Here is a 15,577-nt window from a genome sequence, read left to right on the forward strand (position 1 = left end):
CGCCGGCGCGCCCCACTCGCTGCCGTGTCTGTTTCTGTCCGCAGTGTGCTTCACGAACGTCGAGTTCGCCCGCGTCCATGTGCGTGAAGCACTCGCACTTTGTTACGCTGCGGTATGTCTCGTCGGCGGCTGCTCGCAGGGCTCCTCGTGGTGGCGAGCGGGCTCGCGTGCGGCATCGAGGAGCTCGGCGAGCCCGAGCCGCGCGCACCCGCGACGCCGCCGCCGGGCTCGCCGGTGGCCCTTCACGGGCGGCTACACGTCGAGGGCCTGCAGCTCACGGACGAGCACGGTGAGGCAGTGCGGCTCCGCGGCGTCTCCGACCAGGGGATCCAGTGGTTCCCGTTCGGCACGTGCATCACGGACGCCTCGCTCGACTTCCTCGCGGCGCCCGAGGGCATGGCGATCGACGTGCTGCGCGTGCCGGTGTACGTCGAGGAGGGCGGCTATCTGGACGACCCGAGGGGCATGGCCGCGGCCGCGCTCGAGATGATCGACCACGCGATCGCGCGCGGCCTGTACGTGATCGTCGACTGGCACGTCACGTCCTTCGACCCGAACGATCGCCTCGACGAGGCGAAGGAGTTCTTTCGCTACTTCGGGGCCACCTACGCGGGGCATCCGAACGTGCTCTACGAGATCGCCAACGAGCCGTCCGGCGTCGGATGGTCGCGCATCGCGGCCTACGCCGACGCGCTGATCCCGAGCTTGCGCATGCACGATCCGCTGGCGCCTATCATCGTCGGTACGCCGGACGACTCGGGCGAGCTCGCGGACGTCGCCGACGCGCCGCTCACGGGCGCGAACGCGGCGAACGTGCTCTACACGTTCCACTTCTACGCGGCGTCGATGGAGCTGGGGCAGATCGTGCCGTACCTCGACCGGATCCCCATCTTCGTGACGGAGTGGGGGGCGGCGAGCTACGACGGCGATTCGCCCGACGACTACGAGAAGAGCGCGCTGTTCGTCGCGGCGCTCGACGGACCCGCGCAGCGCGTGAGCTTCGTCGGGTGGTCGTTCACGGACGACCGCGAGAGCTCGGCGATGCTGCTCCCCGGCACGTGCGCGACCGAGGAGGACGCGGGCGGGCCGTGGACGATGGAGTCGCTGTCGGTCTCGGGGCAGTTCATGCGCGCGCAGCTGGTGTCGCCGTGAACCGGGGAACCATCGCGCGAGAGCCCACAGATGCGCGGATTTTTGTACGATCTCCGCGAGCAGCCGTGCATGCCGATATTCTTTAAAAGAAAAAGAAACTGTCCTGGGGCTCGGTTGCTCGTCGCGGTTTGCTCGCTTGCGACGCTCGCCTCCGGTTGCGCCGCTGCACGCTTCGAGGCGGCTCACCGGACCTGTGATCGCGCAGCCGAGGTCGATCCAGCTGCTGCGCTGGGGTATGCCGGTCCGTCCGATGCGGGCGAGTTGCGCGGGCGGGCCGCGCGTAACCATGCGGCCGCGCCTCCGTGGGTCGTCGGCCAGTCGCGCGTCTTTCCGTTCGATCCGTCGTTCCGCTACTGGGAGCTGTGGCCCGCGAGCGGCGGCGCGAACACCCCGCTGCTGTGCCGGCTGACTTATGATCGTACTCGTCGGCGCGGATTGTTCGCCGCAGATCCGCTGACCGAGGTCGAGCTCACCACGGTGTACGAGGTGCCCGGCAAGACGCCGCCGCAGCGGGTGCACGGGCCCGACGGCGTGCCGCAGATGTTCGTGCTCGACGGCGTCACCGAGTTCGCGCCGGGGGATGCGTTGCGCATGGCAGTGGTCGACCGCGACGTGCACTGGGGCGGCAGTTCGTTCACCGACGACCCGCTGATCGCCTTCACGCTGCCCTACCGGTCGGGGGCCGCGCTCACCGGGACCAGCGGGGCGATGTGGCGCGGGACCATCGACGTCCGCTGTGAGCACCTCGACGCGTTCGCGGTGCAGTCGGCCTACGTCGATGCGCTGAGGCAGCTCGACGCGAGCCTGCAGCGTTGGGCCCCGCAGCTCGAGCCCCGCGACTGGGACTTCGGCCTCGCGGGCAGCGGCATGACGGACATGCAGGCGGCGCTGGAGCGGGCGGCGTCGCTGCGCGGCTGGGACGCGCCGGAGGTGCGCGAGCGGACGAACCGCCTGCTCGCGGCGCAGCTGTGCTTCGAGCGCGCGGCGGCGCCCGAGGTGGCGCGATGGGCCGGGCGCTCTCGTTCCCGCAGGCTCGGCGAGCTGCAGATCGGCGCCACGGACTATCGCTGCGCGGCCGAGCCGAGCGGCGAGACCGCGTGTCGGCTCACCGTCGACATCACCAGCCGCTCCGATGGCGGGGCGATGATCCCCGCGAATCTACGCCTGGTGCTCGCCGGCGGCCGCGAGATCGCGCTGCTCCCCGAGCGGGCCACGGTCGCCGGTCAGGAGGTCCGCGATCTCGCCCAGAACAACACCGCGACTGTGATCTACCAGCTCGAGGTCCCGCTGCGCGACGATCAGGCGCTCGCCCGCCCGATGCTGCTGCGCTCGCGCCGGTATTTGCTGTTCTCTCGGGGCTATCGCGTCGAAGATGTGCCGCTGCGACTCGCGGAATGAGGCCGCTGCTGCGAAGTTTCTTGTCGAGGTCGGAGATCGTAGCGCGGCCGCGAGGGTGCGGAGTCGACCCCGCGACCCTCGAGAGGGTCGCAGGGTCGCAGGCTGAGAGCGTGTCGCGGCTAGCCGGCGATGAGGGGCTTGCCGGTGCTGGTGCCGGTATTGTTGTCGAGGCGGCACTCCTGCCATTCAGGGTGTCGTCGACGATCGCGTCGATGTTGACGACGTGGTTCTCGACGTCCTCGAGAGCAGTCGTTGTCCTCGCATGGCGGGACGATGGCGACGCTCGCGTCCGGGGCGCCGCGTTCGCTGTCGGGCTACTCTGGCGGAAGTTGTCGAGGCCGGTGGCGGTCCAGTCGAGCTCCCTGCAGAGGGGGAGCCGGTTCGGCCTGCGGACCGGGGCGACGACGCCGGCCTGCGCTCCTTGTCCGCCGACGAGCCGTCGCCAGGTGTTGCGATCAACATCTCGTCGAGGTTATACGTGCCGCCGATGCATCGCCGGTTCGCCATCCCCTTCGTCGCGCTCCTTGCCGCCTGCGGATCGGGCCCATCAGCCGAGGAGGCGCAGGCGTTCTGGTCCGCGTACGAGTCCCTCGGACCGATCCGGAGCAAGCTGGCTGCGGTCGAGGCTGCTCTGCCAGCGCCGGGGAGCGAGACGAGCGTGGCGTGTGCTCCCCGCGTGGCGACGAGCAAGCTCGCGACCATTCACTTTGCGCAGCTGGAGTACCTACTCGAGAAGCCCACCCAGGTCGAGCAGTGGGAGCGCATGAACCTGACGGAAGAAGGCTTCCAGCGCATGTGGAACAAGGCCGACGCGCAGAATACGCTCGACAAGTCGTCGGCCCCGACGAGCGAGGCCGCGGGCCTGCGCGTGGCCGCGGAGACGCTCGCGCCCGTGGACACCCTCGTGGTCTTCAGGTCGAGCCGCATCGAGCCGGGCGAGCTGGGGGACAGCCCCGAACCCGGCGTGCAAGCGATCGTGCGTGACGCCCGCTGGGAGGGCTGGGCGTTGGTCTATCGCTTCGCCGACCAGCCGGTGCTCGAGGGCGCGTTCCCGGTGGCCGCGAGCAACGGCGCCGAGGTGTCGCGGGTGATCCCACGCGGCACGTCGCTCGCGGCCGAGGATCTCCTGCACGACGCGATGCGACGGCTGGAGGAGCAGGCGCGGGCCCGGTTGAGCGTGCCTGGCTGCCCGGCCAGCGAGTGAACTGCAGGCGGGTCGAGCTCGGCACTCCTGCCATTCGAGGTGGGGGACCAGCGGGCTTATCCGAGGGATCGGGTCCCGTACCGTGCGGTGGTTCGGAGGGTCGGGCGCGCTTGGCCGAGCCTCGAGGATTCCGTCGCTGCAGTGGCGCGTGCTCGGTCACCCGCGCGCGGAGGCGCTGCGACTGGTGTCTGCCTGGGGGGCGTGGGAGCATGATGGGCATGGTCAGGGTCTTGCGCTCGGTGTCGGTGTTGGTGGTGTGTCTCGCGGCGGGGTGCGGCCCTACGCCAGGGGAGACGAGTGATACGGCCGGCTCGAGCGGCGACACCAGCACGAGCGAGGGCACGACGGGGACCACCGGTGTCGAGCCCACGACGACCACGTCGAGCACGACGGAGGTCGTCCCGACCACAGGGCCGACGACGAGCGAGGTGCCGATGACGACGGGCACCACGGGGCTGCCGGCAGACTGCGTCGAGGGCGACGTCGAGATCACCCAGATGGACACCGAGGCGGCGATCGCCGCGCTCGCAGGGGTCGAGTGCATCACGGGGTCGCTCGTGTTCGAGGAGGTCGATCGCGCGGACATGCAGGGCCTCGAATCGCTGCGCCAGATCGGCGAGGAGCTCGTGGTCCGCGACAGCACCTTCGTGTCCTTCGCCGGGCTCGAGAACCTCGAGCGCGTCAGGGGCCTGACGTTACGGAGTGACCCGAAACTCGTGGACATCGAGGCGCTGGCGGAGCTCGAGCTCGCGGGGGGCGGCCTGTCGCTCCGCGAGCTGCCGCTCACGAGCCTGCCGGCGTTCCAATTCAACCAGGTCGAGAGCGTGTCGATCCGCGACACCGCGCTGTCGTCGCTCGCGGGGCTGGACGCGCTCGCGTCGACCAGCAGCTCGCTCAGCATCGAGTCCAACGATCAATTGACCGCGCTCGCCGGGCTCGACAACCTCATCAGCGTCGGTCACAGCGTGCATGTCCGCGGCAATCCGAACCTCGTCGATCTCGCGGGCCTCGGCGCGCTGGAGGAGGTCGCGGGCGAATTCGAGCTGTTCGACAACCCCGCGCTGCCGAGCCTGCCGGCGCTGGCGCTGAGCTCGATCGGCGGCGACCTCCAGATCGTCGACAACGACGCTCTGGTCGACCTCGCGGGCCTCGACGCGCTCACGACCATCGGCGCGGCGCTGGAGATCCGCGACAACCCCGCGCTCGTGGCGGTGAACGGCCTCCACGCCGTCGAGTCGGTGTCGAGCGTCCGCGTCACGCGCAACGACGCGCTCGCCGAGCTCGACGGGCTCGAGGCGCTCGTCAGCACCGGCGATCTGCTGATCCAGGAGAACCCGTCGCTGACAGCGGTCACCGGCTTCGGATCGCTGACGAAGGTCGACAAGCTGTGGGTCTTCACCAGCCCCGAGCTGACGACGCTGAGCGGCCTGGCGCACGTCGAGACGGCCACGGAGGTGCTGCTGTGGGAGCTCGGGTTGACCGACCTGTCCGGGCTGGCGTCGCTGACGACGAGCGCGATCCTGAGGATCAGCGACAACCTCCAGCTTGCGAGCCTCGACGGGCTCGAGCAACTGGCGAACGCGACGGAGGTGAAGATCGAGAGGAATCCGGCGTTGACGTCGGTGATGGCGATCCAGTTCGGCGCCGGCGGGGCGCTGGAGGCCACCGAGTTGTTGTGGATCGGGCAGAACGCCGCGCTGCCGACCTGCGCCGCGCGAGCGGTGCCGGACTTCCAGCTGGAGACCGGGTTGTTCTGCATCTCCGACAATAAAGTCGACGCGTGCGCCGACGACCCCGACCTGTGCGACCTGCCGATGCCGTGAGGGGCCGGGGCTCGACGCCGCGAGCGAGACGAGCCTGCGACCCACCGAGAGGCCGCAGGCGGAGGTCACGAGCGAGCGGGCCCGTCGCGTCGGGCGTCACCCGGCGATGAGGCACTTGCCGGTGCTGGTGCCGGTATTGTTGTCGACGCGGCACTCCTGCCATTCGGGGTGCGGGACCATGGTGTCGTCGACGATCGCGTAGATGTCGACGACGCCGTTCTTGACGTCCGCGGGGGCGTCGTTGAACGGGAGCGTGAGGGCCTCGGACTCGAGCGGGTAGAGGGCCTTGGTGGTGGTGAGCTCGCCGATCTTCATGCCGGTGTCGGGCTCGCCGGTGTAGAAGCCGACGACGACGCCGGCGGGCAGGGCGGCCTCGCCGACGTTGCGGACGGTGGCGACCAGGGAGTAATCGTCGTCCTCGCACAGCGGGGCGATGGCGACGATGGCGTCCGGGGCGCCGCGCTCGCTGTCGGGCTGCTTGTTCTGGCGGAAGTTGTTGAGGCCGGCGGCGGTCCAGTTGGGCTCCTCGCCGACGGGGAGCGAGCCGTCCTCGTTGATGTTGGTAATATGATAGGTGTGCTGATTCCAGACCCGGCGCGTGCGCACCCACTTGCCGCCGGCGGTGCCGAACACGCGCACGCCGGACTGGCCGTTGACGCCGTCCTCGACGCAGGTGATGTTCGGGTCGGCCTTGCCGTAGGCGTTGGAGACGACGACGATGTCGGCCTGGCCGTCGTTGTCGACGTCGGCGATCACCGGGTACTCGATCAGCGTCGCGGTGGTGTTGCAGCGCTCGAGCAGGACGTCGCCGGTCGGGCCCTCGTAGATCCGCAGGCGGTTCTGGTCGGAGTAGACGACCTCGGCCTTGCCGTCGCCGTCGAAGTCGAACACCGAGCTGCCGGTCGAGGCCGAGGAGCAGTCGACGGTCTTCTTGACCCACAGGAAGGTGTCCGGGCCGGCGACGCCGGGATCGACGAGCGCGGCGCCGCTGAACACGGCGTAGCCGATGCCGCCAGCGGTGCCGACGTCGGGGACGCCGTCGCCGTCGAAGTCGGCGACCGTCGGCGGACCGCCGCCGTGGGTGCGTCCCCACGAACCCGGGGCGCACGAGGCGGGGTCGAGGGTGCCGTTGATGTCGACGGGGCCGCGGACGACTGCGAAGCCGTTCGGGGCGTTGGGATCGTGGCGCCAGATCGAGAGAGCGTGATTGATGTTGTCGATGACGACGACCTCGGGGACGCCGTCGAGGTCGAAGTCGGCGACGGCCGGCCACGGGCTCTTCCAGTCCTGGGTGGCGTAGAACTGGCTCTGATCGGCGAGCATGGTGTCGACGAACACGCTGCCGTCGGCGTGGTAGCCGCGGCTCGAGGTGATGATGTCGAGGACGCCGTCGTCGTCGAGGTCGCTGACGACGAACGAGCTGTTGAGGGGCGGGTCGAAGGTGGCCTTGACCGCACCGGTGGCGCCGTCGAGGATCGCGCCCTCGACGATGACCTCGGCGCTGCCGTCACCCTCGAGGTCGGCGATCGCCGGCATGAAGCAGGTCTGGTTGACGGTCCACAGCAACGAGCCGTCCTCGCCCTTGACCGCGAACACCTCGCCGCCCTTGCCGCAGGCGACGACCTCGGTGCCAGGCTGGCCGTCGAAGTCGCCGCCAGCGAGCTGCTTGGTCGGGTTGACGGTGCCGGCGAGGACGTTCCACTTGTCGACGACGAGGCCGTCCTCGATCGAGATCGCGTGCAGGGAGCCGTTGACGCCGTACTGGCCGCTGGTGAAGGTGGAGAAGACGATCTCGGGGATGTCGCGCTCGCTGATCTTGCCGTCGCAGTCGTCGTCGTCGAGCTGGACGACGATCGGGGTCATCATGATGTCGCTGCTGTACGGGGGGTCGACGACGCCGCCCCAGGCGAACTTGAGGGTCGGGGTGAACTCGCCGCCGGTGGCGTACTCGCAGCTCTGCAGACACTCGGGGTCGTTCGGATCTTGCGGCGGATCGTTGGGCCCGCACAGCGGGGGCTTGGTCAGACACTTGCCGGTCGGCTCGGCGACGCCGCCCATGCACATGGGGTCGGGCGGCTTCACGTCGGGCTCGCCGAGGGAGTAATCACAATACTCGGTCTCGGCGCAGTCGGCCTTCTCCTTGCAATCGGCGCCGGGCAGCTCGCACTTGGTGAAGTTGCAGACCTCGCCGACGCTGCAGCACTCCTCGCCGCAGAAGATCTGGCCCATCTCGCAGCACTCCGCCCCCTGACAGCTCGGCCCGGTGGTCCCGGTGGTGGTGTCGGTGGCGCTGACCGGGCCGCTGGTGTCGGTGGTGGCGGTGTCGGTGGTGCTCGTGCCGGTCGGCGGCTCCGTCGGGCTCACGGTCTCGCTCATCGAGCCGGAGCCCTCGGTGGCGGTCGAACCGGTGCCGGTGGGCACGTCCGTCGTGGTGGTGCTGGCGGTGCCGTCGGTGGCGGTGACAGGAGCGGTGGTCGTCGAGTTCGCGGCGCTGTCGGTGGCGGTGCCGTTGTCGCCGCAGGCGGCCAGGCCGAGCGAGGCGAGCGCGACGACGAGGCGCGCGTCGCCGAATACGTTCAAGGAGCGGTGCATCGGCCGAGGGTAACGGATCGCAGGGAGGCCGGGATCGATCGGCGATCGTCGACCCTGCGACGTCGCGGCGAGCATGACGCGGAGATCGGGTTCGCTCGCGCCGGCCCGCGAGCTAGCGATGCGGGCCACGTCGAGGCGGGGCAATTACGAAACTCCGCGCGGCGCACGAGCCGCGGGCGCGCCCGAACCTGGCGAGCGCGACATGCACGTCGTGGTAGCTTGTGGGCAAACAAGCGCCATGCGCCTGCTGGCCGGCTCACGGTGCAGCCATACAGAGGCCCTGCTCCGGCGGGAGACACTCGGCGTGGAAATCCGGGTTCACGGTGGGCCACGCCGCGCATACGGTGCCGGGGTAGGCGGCGTCGCAGGGGTCGGGTTGGGTCAGGTCGCAGACGGGAGTGCAGCACGACTCGCCGGCGCAGGACGGGAGCATGTTGGCGGGGAGGCAGGCCGTGCCGGCCTCGCAAGAGAGCGGGTTCAGGCACGGCTCGCCGGCTCCGCTGACGCTCTGCGAGGGCAGGAAGCAGAAGAACCGCGGTTCGAAGACGTACGTCACGCAGCCGAGGCCTGCGGGACAGTCGTCGGCGAGCGGGTTGCAGCGGACCGGGCAAACTCCGAAGAACCCGTCTTCGAACTTCAAGCAGCCGCTGCAGACATCGGCGCAAGACGGGGCTTCGGGCGTGCCCTCACACATGGGAGTGCAGCGCAGACTGTCCGGGCCCTTGTGAAAGCCGAAGCACATGGTGCCGTCGGGGCAATCGTCGAAGGACGCGAGCTCGTCCGACTCGCACGCCTCGCCGACGCCGGCGGGATCGTCGTCGATGTCGGCGCATACGGCCTGCCATCCGTCCTTGTCGTTGGGCTTGCACTTCTGTCCCCGGGGACATGTGTCGTTCCACGGGTCGCATGCGACCGGCGGCGGCAGGTCGGGCATCATCACGAAGTCCTGGGAGCCCGTGGTGGTGGCCGGACCGGTGGGGGCGTCAGTGGACGCAGCGCTCGTCGTGGTGGTCGATGACGTTGTCGTCGCAGCGCCGGTGGTCGTGGCCGATGTCGTGGTGGTCGCGCTGGGCGCCTCGGTGGTCGCAGTTTGCCCCGGGCTCTCGGGGCCGCACGCAATCACCGCGATGACGAGGAAACAGCGCGCAATGCGGGGCTCGCGGCTCGGCATGGGCTCGATGATCTGCCCAGGCGCCGATACGGGCAAGATGCGCAGGACGCGGGCTCGCGCCGCGGTCGACGTCGACTCCCGAACAGCACTTCAGGCCGGCGCGTCCATCATACCGGGCCGGCGTCGACTTCGATGCAGCCGAGCGCGTCACTTTTGAACACGCTCTGCGGCATCGACCAGCTCTGCGCGTTCCACAGCGGGGCGCCGCCGGCGTCGAGACCGACGAGGTCGGTCGGCAAGGTCATGCGCGCCGAGGGCAGCTGGCCGGCCTCGCATTCGGCGGTGGCGTCGACCGGTCCGGGGCCCCACAGCAGGACGCGGCCGTCGATCTGGGTGGGGTCGGCGATTCGATAGATGATGGCCATCTCGAACTTCGAGGCGTCCTCGTCGAAGGTCTGGGCCGAGGCAGCGACCTCGCAGCCGACCAGGGGGTCGTCGACGGATTCGCTGCACAGCCGCTCGCGCCATTCCTCGACGATCGCCGCGCCCTCGGCGGCGTCGAAGCGATGCTCGGGGTGCCGCTTGTCATAATAGTCGATCAGGCATTGATCGTACTTGAGGGTGAGGCGGATCTGGGCGGTGCCCACGAATGGGTCGGCCTCGACGCTCTGGGCCCTCCGGATGCTCGCGCAGACGAAGCCGAACGGCTCTTCCTCCGCGGGGCCGGTGGTTGTCGAGGTGGCGTCGTCGGTGGTGTTGGGCTCGTCCTCGCCGGAGCCGCAGGCGGCCAGCAGCAGGGCGAGGGAGGCGTAAGCGAGCGGGCGCGTCACGGCGCGGAGGATGGGCGATGGCCGCGCCGAGCACAAGTCAGCGCGGCCGCCCGCTCGTGCGGCTCGTCGAGCGCCTCCTGCGCAATTGCGCCCCTCGAATGCGTCGCCGGCGCGGGGTGCTGTGATTCTCCGGATTTCGACCGCGCTCGCCCCATCGCGCGAGGCAGCGCGGCCGCGGCGTCACCTCGGTCATGCTGTCGCGCGATTTCCTTCCCACGTCCGAGGAGAGCTCGATGCGCCGTTCGTGCCTGGCCGTGTGTGCCGCCCTGACCCTGCCGCTGGCCGCGTGCCAGGGCGCCGACAAGAACGGCGAGACGAGCTCGTCGGTGAAGACGGTGACTGTGGAGGGGAAGGCGTTCTACCGCGAGAGGATCGCGCTGCCGCCTGGGGCGATGCTGCACGTGAAGGTGGTCGACCTGCAGCACGCCGACGCGACGCTCGGGGTGGTCGCCGCCGACAACTTCAATGCGACGCTGGTGCCCATCCCGTTCGAGCTCGAGGTGAAGGGCGCGAAGATCGAGCCGAACAAACAGTACGGGGTGAGCGCGAGCCTGCGCGACGTCGACGACAAGCTGCTGTTCACTGCGGAGACGCCGGTGCCCGTCGACCTGCGGGCCCCGGCGCCAGTGGAGATCCGGCTGGTGCGAGCGACCGAGTAGGTCGCTCGGCGGTCACGCCTTCCAGTGCGGCGGGATCGTGCGGTCGTGGTAAGGCAGCGCGGTCAGGCGCTCCTGCCAGGCGCGCAGGTTGGCCGGCAGCGCGTCGGCGAGGCGGAGGTCGGGCAGGCGCAGGTCGAAGCGCTGCACCAGGCGGTAGTGCGGGTAGAAGCTGAAGTCGGCGAGGCCGAGGTAGCCGGCGAAGTACTCGCGGTCGCCGAGGTAGCCGGAGAAGCGCTGCAGCTCGGCGACGACGCCCTCGCGCGCGGCCGCCAGCGATTCGGGGGTGGACTTCTCGCGGCCGAAGACCATCAGCGCGAGCGGCCGGGTGGCGGTGTTGAAGTAGACGTCGACCTCGGCGGAGATCCGCCGCGCCAGGGCGCGGGTCAGCGGGTCGCGGGCGAGCAGCGGCCGCTCGGGGTACCTGTCCTCGAGGTACTCGACGATCGCGCTCGACTCGTACAGCGCGTGGCCCTCGTCGACCAGCACCGGCACCTTGCCGCGGGGATTGAGGGCCAGGAACTCCGGCGCTCGCGTGTCGCCCTTGTCGAACGACAGCAGCTTGAACTCGTAGGGCAGTTGCTTGAACTCGAGCGCGAGCCAGACCTTCCACGCGTAAGGCGAGCCGGACCCGTAATAGAACGTGCGGGGGTTGTTCGACATGGCGGCGAGCCTTGCCGAGCCCGCCGGGTCCGTCAAGGCCTCGGCAGCTACAGGCCCGACACTACGACGTTGTGCGGCTGGTGCATCCGGCGCTCCTCCTCGACGCTGAGGATCGTCTTGCCGAACGGCGTCAACGCGAGGCCGGCGAGCTTCATGCACGCGACGCCGAACGGGATGCCGATGATCGTCAGGCAGAGGATGAGGCCGGCGAGCAGGTGCCCGATGGCGAGCCAGATGCCGGCGAAGACGAGCCACAGCAGGTTGCCCACCGCCGACAGCGCGCCGCCGTCGCCCGGGACGGTGACGACGACCCGACCGAAAGGCCAGGCGGCGAACAGCGCGAGCTTGAACGCCTGGACCCCGAACGGCAGGCCGACGATCGTCAGACACAGCACGATGCCGGCGGCGAAGTAGCCGAGGAACAACGGCAGGCCGGCGACGAGGAACCACAGCACGTTGAGGATCAGGCGCACCCGGGCAGCCTAGCACGCGCGCACAGGGATGCACGGCGCGGGGTCCGCGAGGCGCAGGGCGTGCGCGGTGGTGAGGAAGCACGTCGCGCGACGACCTCACGTCGGCGCGAGGGCGATGCGTGCAGCGGGCGGTGTGCGAGCCGGGGAGGTTTCGCTGGACGCGTCGTCGCGGTCGCCGCTACCGTCGGCGCACGAGGTTGACTTGAGACTTAGCATCGCCATGAGCGTCGCCCTCGCCTGCACCGCGTGCGGGCCGGGCAAGACCACGACCACCGAATCCGAACCGACGACCACGCTCGAGACGACGAGCACGGCGACGAGCGACGGGACGACGACGACGACGACGCCGACGTCGACAGAGACGAGCCCGACCTCGACGACGACCGGCACGCCGGCGTCCTGCGAGGCGTTCCTGCCCGACGAGACCACCGCCGAGCAGACCACGATCACGCTCACCAACGCCAGCGCGGGGCCGCTCTGGCTCGGGGCCGTGGGCTGCAGCGGGTTGCCGGACCTGGACATCCTCGACGGCGACGGACAAAACCACTTCTTCGTGTTCGAACCCTGCTCCCCCGCGCCCTGCGAGCTCCTGATGGCGGGCGAGTGCATCCTCGGCTGCGACGATTGCGTCGTCCCGGCCGGCCTGCGGCTCGACCCCGGGGCCAGCTTCTCGATCCTGTGGGCCGGGGCCGACGTCGAATTCATGGAGATGACGGCCGAGTGCGCGCCGGGGCCCGGCTGCGCGGGCGAGTGCGTGGCGGCCCGCGAGCGGCCGGCAGGCACGTACGAGATCACGGTCAAGGCCGCCCAGCAGTGCGTCGGCACCTGCGATTGCGCTTCGCCCAGCCCCAACGGCCACTGCACGGTGGACGGGGGCATCATCCTGTCGGAGGAGCTGACGGTCAGCGTGCCGCTGATGTTCCCGGAGATGCTCGAGATCGAGATCCCGATCGGCGGGTGATCGAAGTGTCTCATGCGCCATGTCTTGAGGGACATGGCGCATGGGTCAGTCATGCCCGCCGCGGGGGGCTCGCGGCGGAGCAGACGGCCGCTACCGTCGACGGCCCAGATGCCGCCGTCGACAGCGGCGGGGCCGGCTCTTCGGGACGTGTCTCTTACGATATGTCCATTCGGACATATCATGGCGCCGCGCGTACGCTCAGCCAGCGCCACGCGAACGTGCTGCCGCACTCCGCAGCGATCACCAGGGCAGCGGTCGCGGGCGGCGAGGCGGGCAAGGCCCACAGCAGCGGCCCGTCGGGCTCGCGCGGCAGCGAGGCGAGCGCGAGCGGGCCGGTGTCGGCGTGCAGGGCGGCAGTGATTTCGCAGTCGGGGGCGCCGGCGGGCAGCCGAAGTTCAATGCGGGCGCCGGCGGGCAGCGGCAGCGGCTCGGTGACGAAGCCGGCCGGCCTCGCGGCGACGTACATGCTGTCGGGGTAGAGGCTGAAGGCGCCGGAGCTGCGCCAGATCGATCTGTCGAGCTGCTGCAGCTCCCACGGGCCGCCGCCGTCGACCAGGCGCGCCGGCACGCCGCCCTCGACGGTCTCGGCCCGCGGGGCGTGGTAGATGCCGCGGGCGACGACGCGGGTGCGCCAGGGGCCGTGGGCGGGCGAGGGCCAGAGCTGGCGATCGGCGGGCTCCCAGCCGCCCGAGAGCAGGAACACCGGGGTGCCGGCCTTGAGCGCGCCCTCGACGATGTGGCCGCCGGGCGGCACTGCGAGCGCGCTGCGGCCGAACGACAGCAGGGCCGGGGCGGCCAGGAGTCCGCGCCAGCGGCCGGGGGCGCGGTCGTCGAACAAGAGCAGGCTGTCCTCGGGGACATGTTCAAAAATGCCGGCCAGCTCCGCGGGGTCGTCGGCGAGGTCGCGGGTCCAGTAGACCTCGCGCGGGAGCAGCCGCAGCGGCGGGAGCAGCCAGGCCAGCAGCAGGACGGCGAAAGCGAGGGCGGCGCGGTGCGGGCCCTGGCGGCGCTCGGCGCGGGCAATGAGATGTCCCAAGAGACAGGCAGAGGCGACGGTCAGCACCGGCACGACGTCGGCCACGAAGTAGCGGGCGTAGTAGAACTCGTAGCGAACGCCCGACTTGAGCGCGGCGGTCAGGACGATCGCCGCGGCGAGGGCGACCCAGGGCAGGCGCTGCGCGTCGGCGCGGCGGACTGCGAGGCCCACTCCGGCGAGGCCGAGCAGCAGCGGCAGCGGTCCGCCGTGGCGCAGGAGCACCGCGAGCACCTGCTGGTCGGGGCCGGTTTCGCTGCCGCCGAGCCAGGCGCGCTGCACGAGCACGAACGCGGCGAGGGCGAGGGCCAGGCCGGCGCCGATTCGCAGCACTCGCCGCGCCACGGTGCGGGCCGGCGCGGAGAGGCGGCGCAGGCCGAGATCGACGAGGAGCAGCGCGGCCCCGGCGGCGATCGTCCAGGCGACTGCGACTGCGGGGCGCGGGGTGAGCCGCGGAACGTGGAAGTGGTTGGCGGCGGCGGAGAAGAAGTAAGGCCACGAGTGCAGGACGGCCTGCACGACCGCGAGAGTGGTGCCGCCGACCAGCGCTGCGAACAGGACCCGGCGGCTGCGCGAGGCCTCGTCGCGCGCGAGCAGCAGGGCGAGGGCGAGGGCGATCGCGTGGGCGACGAAGCTGCCGCGGGTGAAGGCGCCGGCGGCGAAGCAGAGGCCGCCGAGGACTGCGAGCAGCCGCGCGCCGGGGCGATCGTCGCGCTCGGCGGCACCTGCCTCGAGGGCCAGCCAGGCGGCCGCGAGCAGGCAGGCGCGGGCGAGGTTCTCGGTGACGGTGAAGCTGGAGATCCACAGGTCGAGCGGATGCAGGGCGAGGCCGGCGAGGGCGACGAGGCCGATCGCGCCGGCGCGGCGGCGGACCAGCGGATTGCCGCTGTCCAGGGCGAGGCGGCGCGCGAGGCCGAACAGCGCGAGCGCCGAGAGGGCCCAGAACGGCACGAGCGGCCAGGTCGAGCGCGCGAAGCCCCAGTCGAGCTCGCACATGGCGAACCACACCGGCATCAGGTGAAAAAAGGCGGGGACCAGGCGACCCGCGCGGGCGTCCTCGATGTGGAGCCCCGCGGTCCAGCGACCCTCGCGCACGCCCACGAGCGGCGAATCCTCGGGCTGCGGCTGGACGCGGTAGGCGGCCAGGACGTCGGCCTGCGGGACGCCGCGGACCGCCCCGCGCAGCAATCGATCGACCGGACGCAGCCCGCCGGTGCGGGCGATGTGATGACCGACGTTGACGTAGATGCCCTGATCCTGGCCGCCCTGCAGATAGGGCGACGGGCACAGGCGCAGGCCGACGCCGGCGACGAGCAGGACGCCGAGGCCGAGCGCGAGCGGGCGAGCGTGGAGCGCAAGGATGGGAGTGACGGGAGGCAGTCGCCGACGCGCGACGAATGCGAGGAGTACGAATGCTGCGAATGCGCCGAGCAGACCGAGGCGCAGAGGCCACGGCTGCAGCCGGCCGAGGTCGAGGAGGAGCAGGCCGACCGCGCTGGCGACGAGGAAGGTGCCGGCGAGGGCGACGCCGAGCGCCGCCGCGGTGCCGAGGCGATCGCGCAGGAGCGCCGCGACCGCGAGGGCGGTGAGCAGCGCGAGGGCGGTCAGGAGGCCGGGCACGCGCGCAGGCTACCATCGCCGCGCCACGGCGGGCTCAGCGAGCGCGAGGTCGGCGGCCTCG

Annotated in this window: 12 protein-coding genes; 6 read left to right on the top strand and 6 right to left on the bottom strand. The window is 70.8% G+C overall.

The window, feature by feature from the left end; all coding sequences use genetic code 11:
- Positions 1-114: 114 nt before the first annotated feature.
- The 4 genes from OV090_RS24695 (at position 115) to OV090_RS24710 (ending at position 5,577) form a co-directional block, all read left to right on the top strand.
- Positions 115-1,152 carry a glycoside hydrolase family 5 protein gene (locus OV090_RS24695; RefSeq protein WP_267706867.1) on the top strand — a complete coding sequence of 346 codons (1,038 nt, stop codon included), beginning with the start codon at positions 115-117 and terminating at the stop codon, positions 1,150-1,152.
- Between the two features lie 261 nt (positions 1,153-1,413).
- On the top strand, positions 1,414-2,550 hold the full coding sequence (locus OV090_RS24700; protein WP_267706868.1) for a hypothetical protein: 1,137 nt from the start codon (positions 1,414-1,416) through the stop codon (positions 2,548-2,550).
- A 421-nt stretch (positions 2,551-2,971) separates the two neighbouring features.
- Positions 2,972-3,754: a hypothetical protein gene (locus OV090_RS24705; RefSeq protein ID WP_267706869.1), complete on the top strand. Its 783-nt coding sequence runs from the start codon at positions 2,972-2,974 to the stop codon at positions 3,752-3,754.
- Positions 3,755-3,972: 218 nt separating this feature from the next.
- Positions 3,973-5,577 carry a hypothetical protein gene (locus tag OV090_RS24710; protein WP_267706871.1) on the top strand — a complete coding sequence of 535 codons (1,605 nt, stop codon included), beginning with the start codon at positions 3,973-3,975 and terminating at the stop codon, positions 5,575-5,577.
- Positions 5,578-5,673: 96 nt separating this feature from the next.
- Here the strand turns inward: OV090_RS24710 and OV090_RS24715 are convergent, their stop codons facing one another.
- The 3 genes from OV090_RS24715 to OV090_RS24725 all read right to left on the bottom strand — a co-directional run bounded on the left by OV090_RS24715 (position 5,674) and on the right by OV090_RS24725 (position 10,110).
- Positions 5,674-8,169, bottom strand: a complete 2,496-nt coding sequence (locus OV090_RS24715) for a VCBS repeat-containing protein (RefSeq protein WP_267706873.1) — start codon at positions 8,167-8,169, stop codon at positions 5,674-5,676.
- Between the two features lie 256 nt (positions 8,170-8,425).
- Complete coding sequence (locus OV090_RS24720) at positions 8,426-9,340, bottom strand: hypothetical protein (RefSeq protein WP_267706875.1); 915 nt, start codon at positions 9,338-9,340, stop codon at positions 8,426-8,428.
- Between the two features lie 107 nt (positions 9,341-9,447).
- Positions 9,448-10,110, bottom strand: a complete 663-nt coding sequence (locus tag OV090_RS24725; RefSeq protein ID WP_267706877.1) for a hypothetical protein — start codon at positions 10,108-10,110, stop codon at positions 9,448-9,450.
- A 233-nt stretch (positions 10,111-10,343) separates the two neighbouring features.
- Between OV090_RS24725 and OV090_RS24730 the strand changes: the two genes are divergently transcribed.
- Complete coding sequence (locus OV090_RS24730; RefSeq protein WP_267706879.1) at positions 10,344-10,769, top strand: YbaY family lipoprotein; 426 nt, start codon at positions 10,344-10,346, stop codon at positions 10,767-10,769.
- A 12-nt stretch (positions 10,770-10,781) separates the two neighbouring features.
- Here the strand turns inward: OV090_RS24730 and OV090_RS24735 are convergent, their stop codons facing one another.
- Together OV090_RS24735 and OV090_RS24740 are read right to left on the bottom strand one after the other, a co-directional pair.
- Positions 10,782-11,429, bottom strand: coding sequence for a glutathione S-transferase family protein (locus OV090_RS24735; protein WP_267706881.1), 648 nt, complete (start codon positions 11,427-11,429; stop codon positions 10,782-10,784).
- 47 nt (positions 11,430-11,476) lie between these two features.
- Positions 11,477-11,902: a YccF domain-containing protein gene (locus OV090_RS24740; RefSeq protein WP_267706883.1), complete on the bottom strand. Its 426-nt coding sequence runs from the start codon at positions 11,900-11,902 to the stop codon at positions 11,477-11,479.
- A gap of 220 nt (positions 11,903-12,122) precedes the next feature.
- Here OV090_RS24740 and OV090_RS24745 point away from each other — a divergent pair, with 220 nt between their 5' ends.
- Positions 12,123-12,863 (top strand): hypothetical protein, encoded by a 741-nt coding sequence (locus tag OV090_RS24745; protein ID WP_267706885.1) that lies wholly within the window; start codon positions 12,123-12,125, stop codon positions 12,861-12,863.
- A gap of 178 nt (positions 12,864-13,041) precedes the next feature.
- On the opposite strand, the gene OV090_RS24750 is transcribed toward OV090_RS24745, so the two are convergent.
- On the bottom strand, positions 13,042-15,516 hold the full coding sequence (locus OV090_RS24750; RefSeq protein WP_267706888.1) for a hypothetical protein: 2,475 nt from the start codon (positions 15,514-15,516) through the stop codon (positions 13,042-13,044).
- Positions 15,517-15,577: the final 61 nt, after the last annotated feature.

This window comes from Nannocystis sp. RBIL2, assembly GCF_026626745.1.
In the GTDB taxonomy this organism is placed as follows: Bacteria; Myxococcota_A; Polyangia; order Nannocystales; family Nannocystaceae; genus Nannocystis.

What these genes read in the sequence shown, in the direction of transcription:
- OV090_RS24710 (WP_267706871.1), top strand. Translation starts at nt 3,973, where the DNA reads ATGGTCAGGGTCTTGCGCTCGGTGTCGGTGTTGGTGGTGTGTCTCGCG.
- OV090_RS24720 (WP_267706875.1), bottom strand. Translation starts at nt 9,340, where the DNA reads ATGCCGAGCCGCGAGCCCCGCATTGCGCGCTGTTTCCTCGTCATCGCG.
- OV090_RS24695 (WP_267706867.1), top strand. Translation starts at nt 115, where the DNA reads ATGTCTCGTCGGCGGCTGCTCGCAGGGCTCCTCGTGGTGGCGAGCGGG.
- OV090_RS24715 (WP_267706873.1), bottom strand. Translation starts at nt 8,169, where the DNA reads ATGCACCGCTCCTTGAACGTATTCGGCGACGCGCGCCTCGTCGTCGCG.
- OV090_RS24730 (WP_267706879.1), top strand. Translation starts at nt 10,344, where the DNA reads ATGCGCCGTTCGTGCCTGGCCGTGTGTGCCGCCCTGACCCTGCCGCTG.
- OV090_RS24735 (WP_267706881.1), bottom strand. Translation starts at nt 11,429, where the DNA reads ATGTCGAACAACCCCCGCACGTTCTATTACGGGTCCGGCTCGCCTTAC.
- OV090_RS24745 (WP_267706885.1), top strand. Translation starts at nt 12,123, where the DNA reads ATGAGCGTCGCCCTCGCCTGCACCGCGTGCGGGCCGGGCAAGACCACG.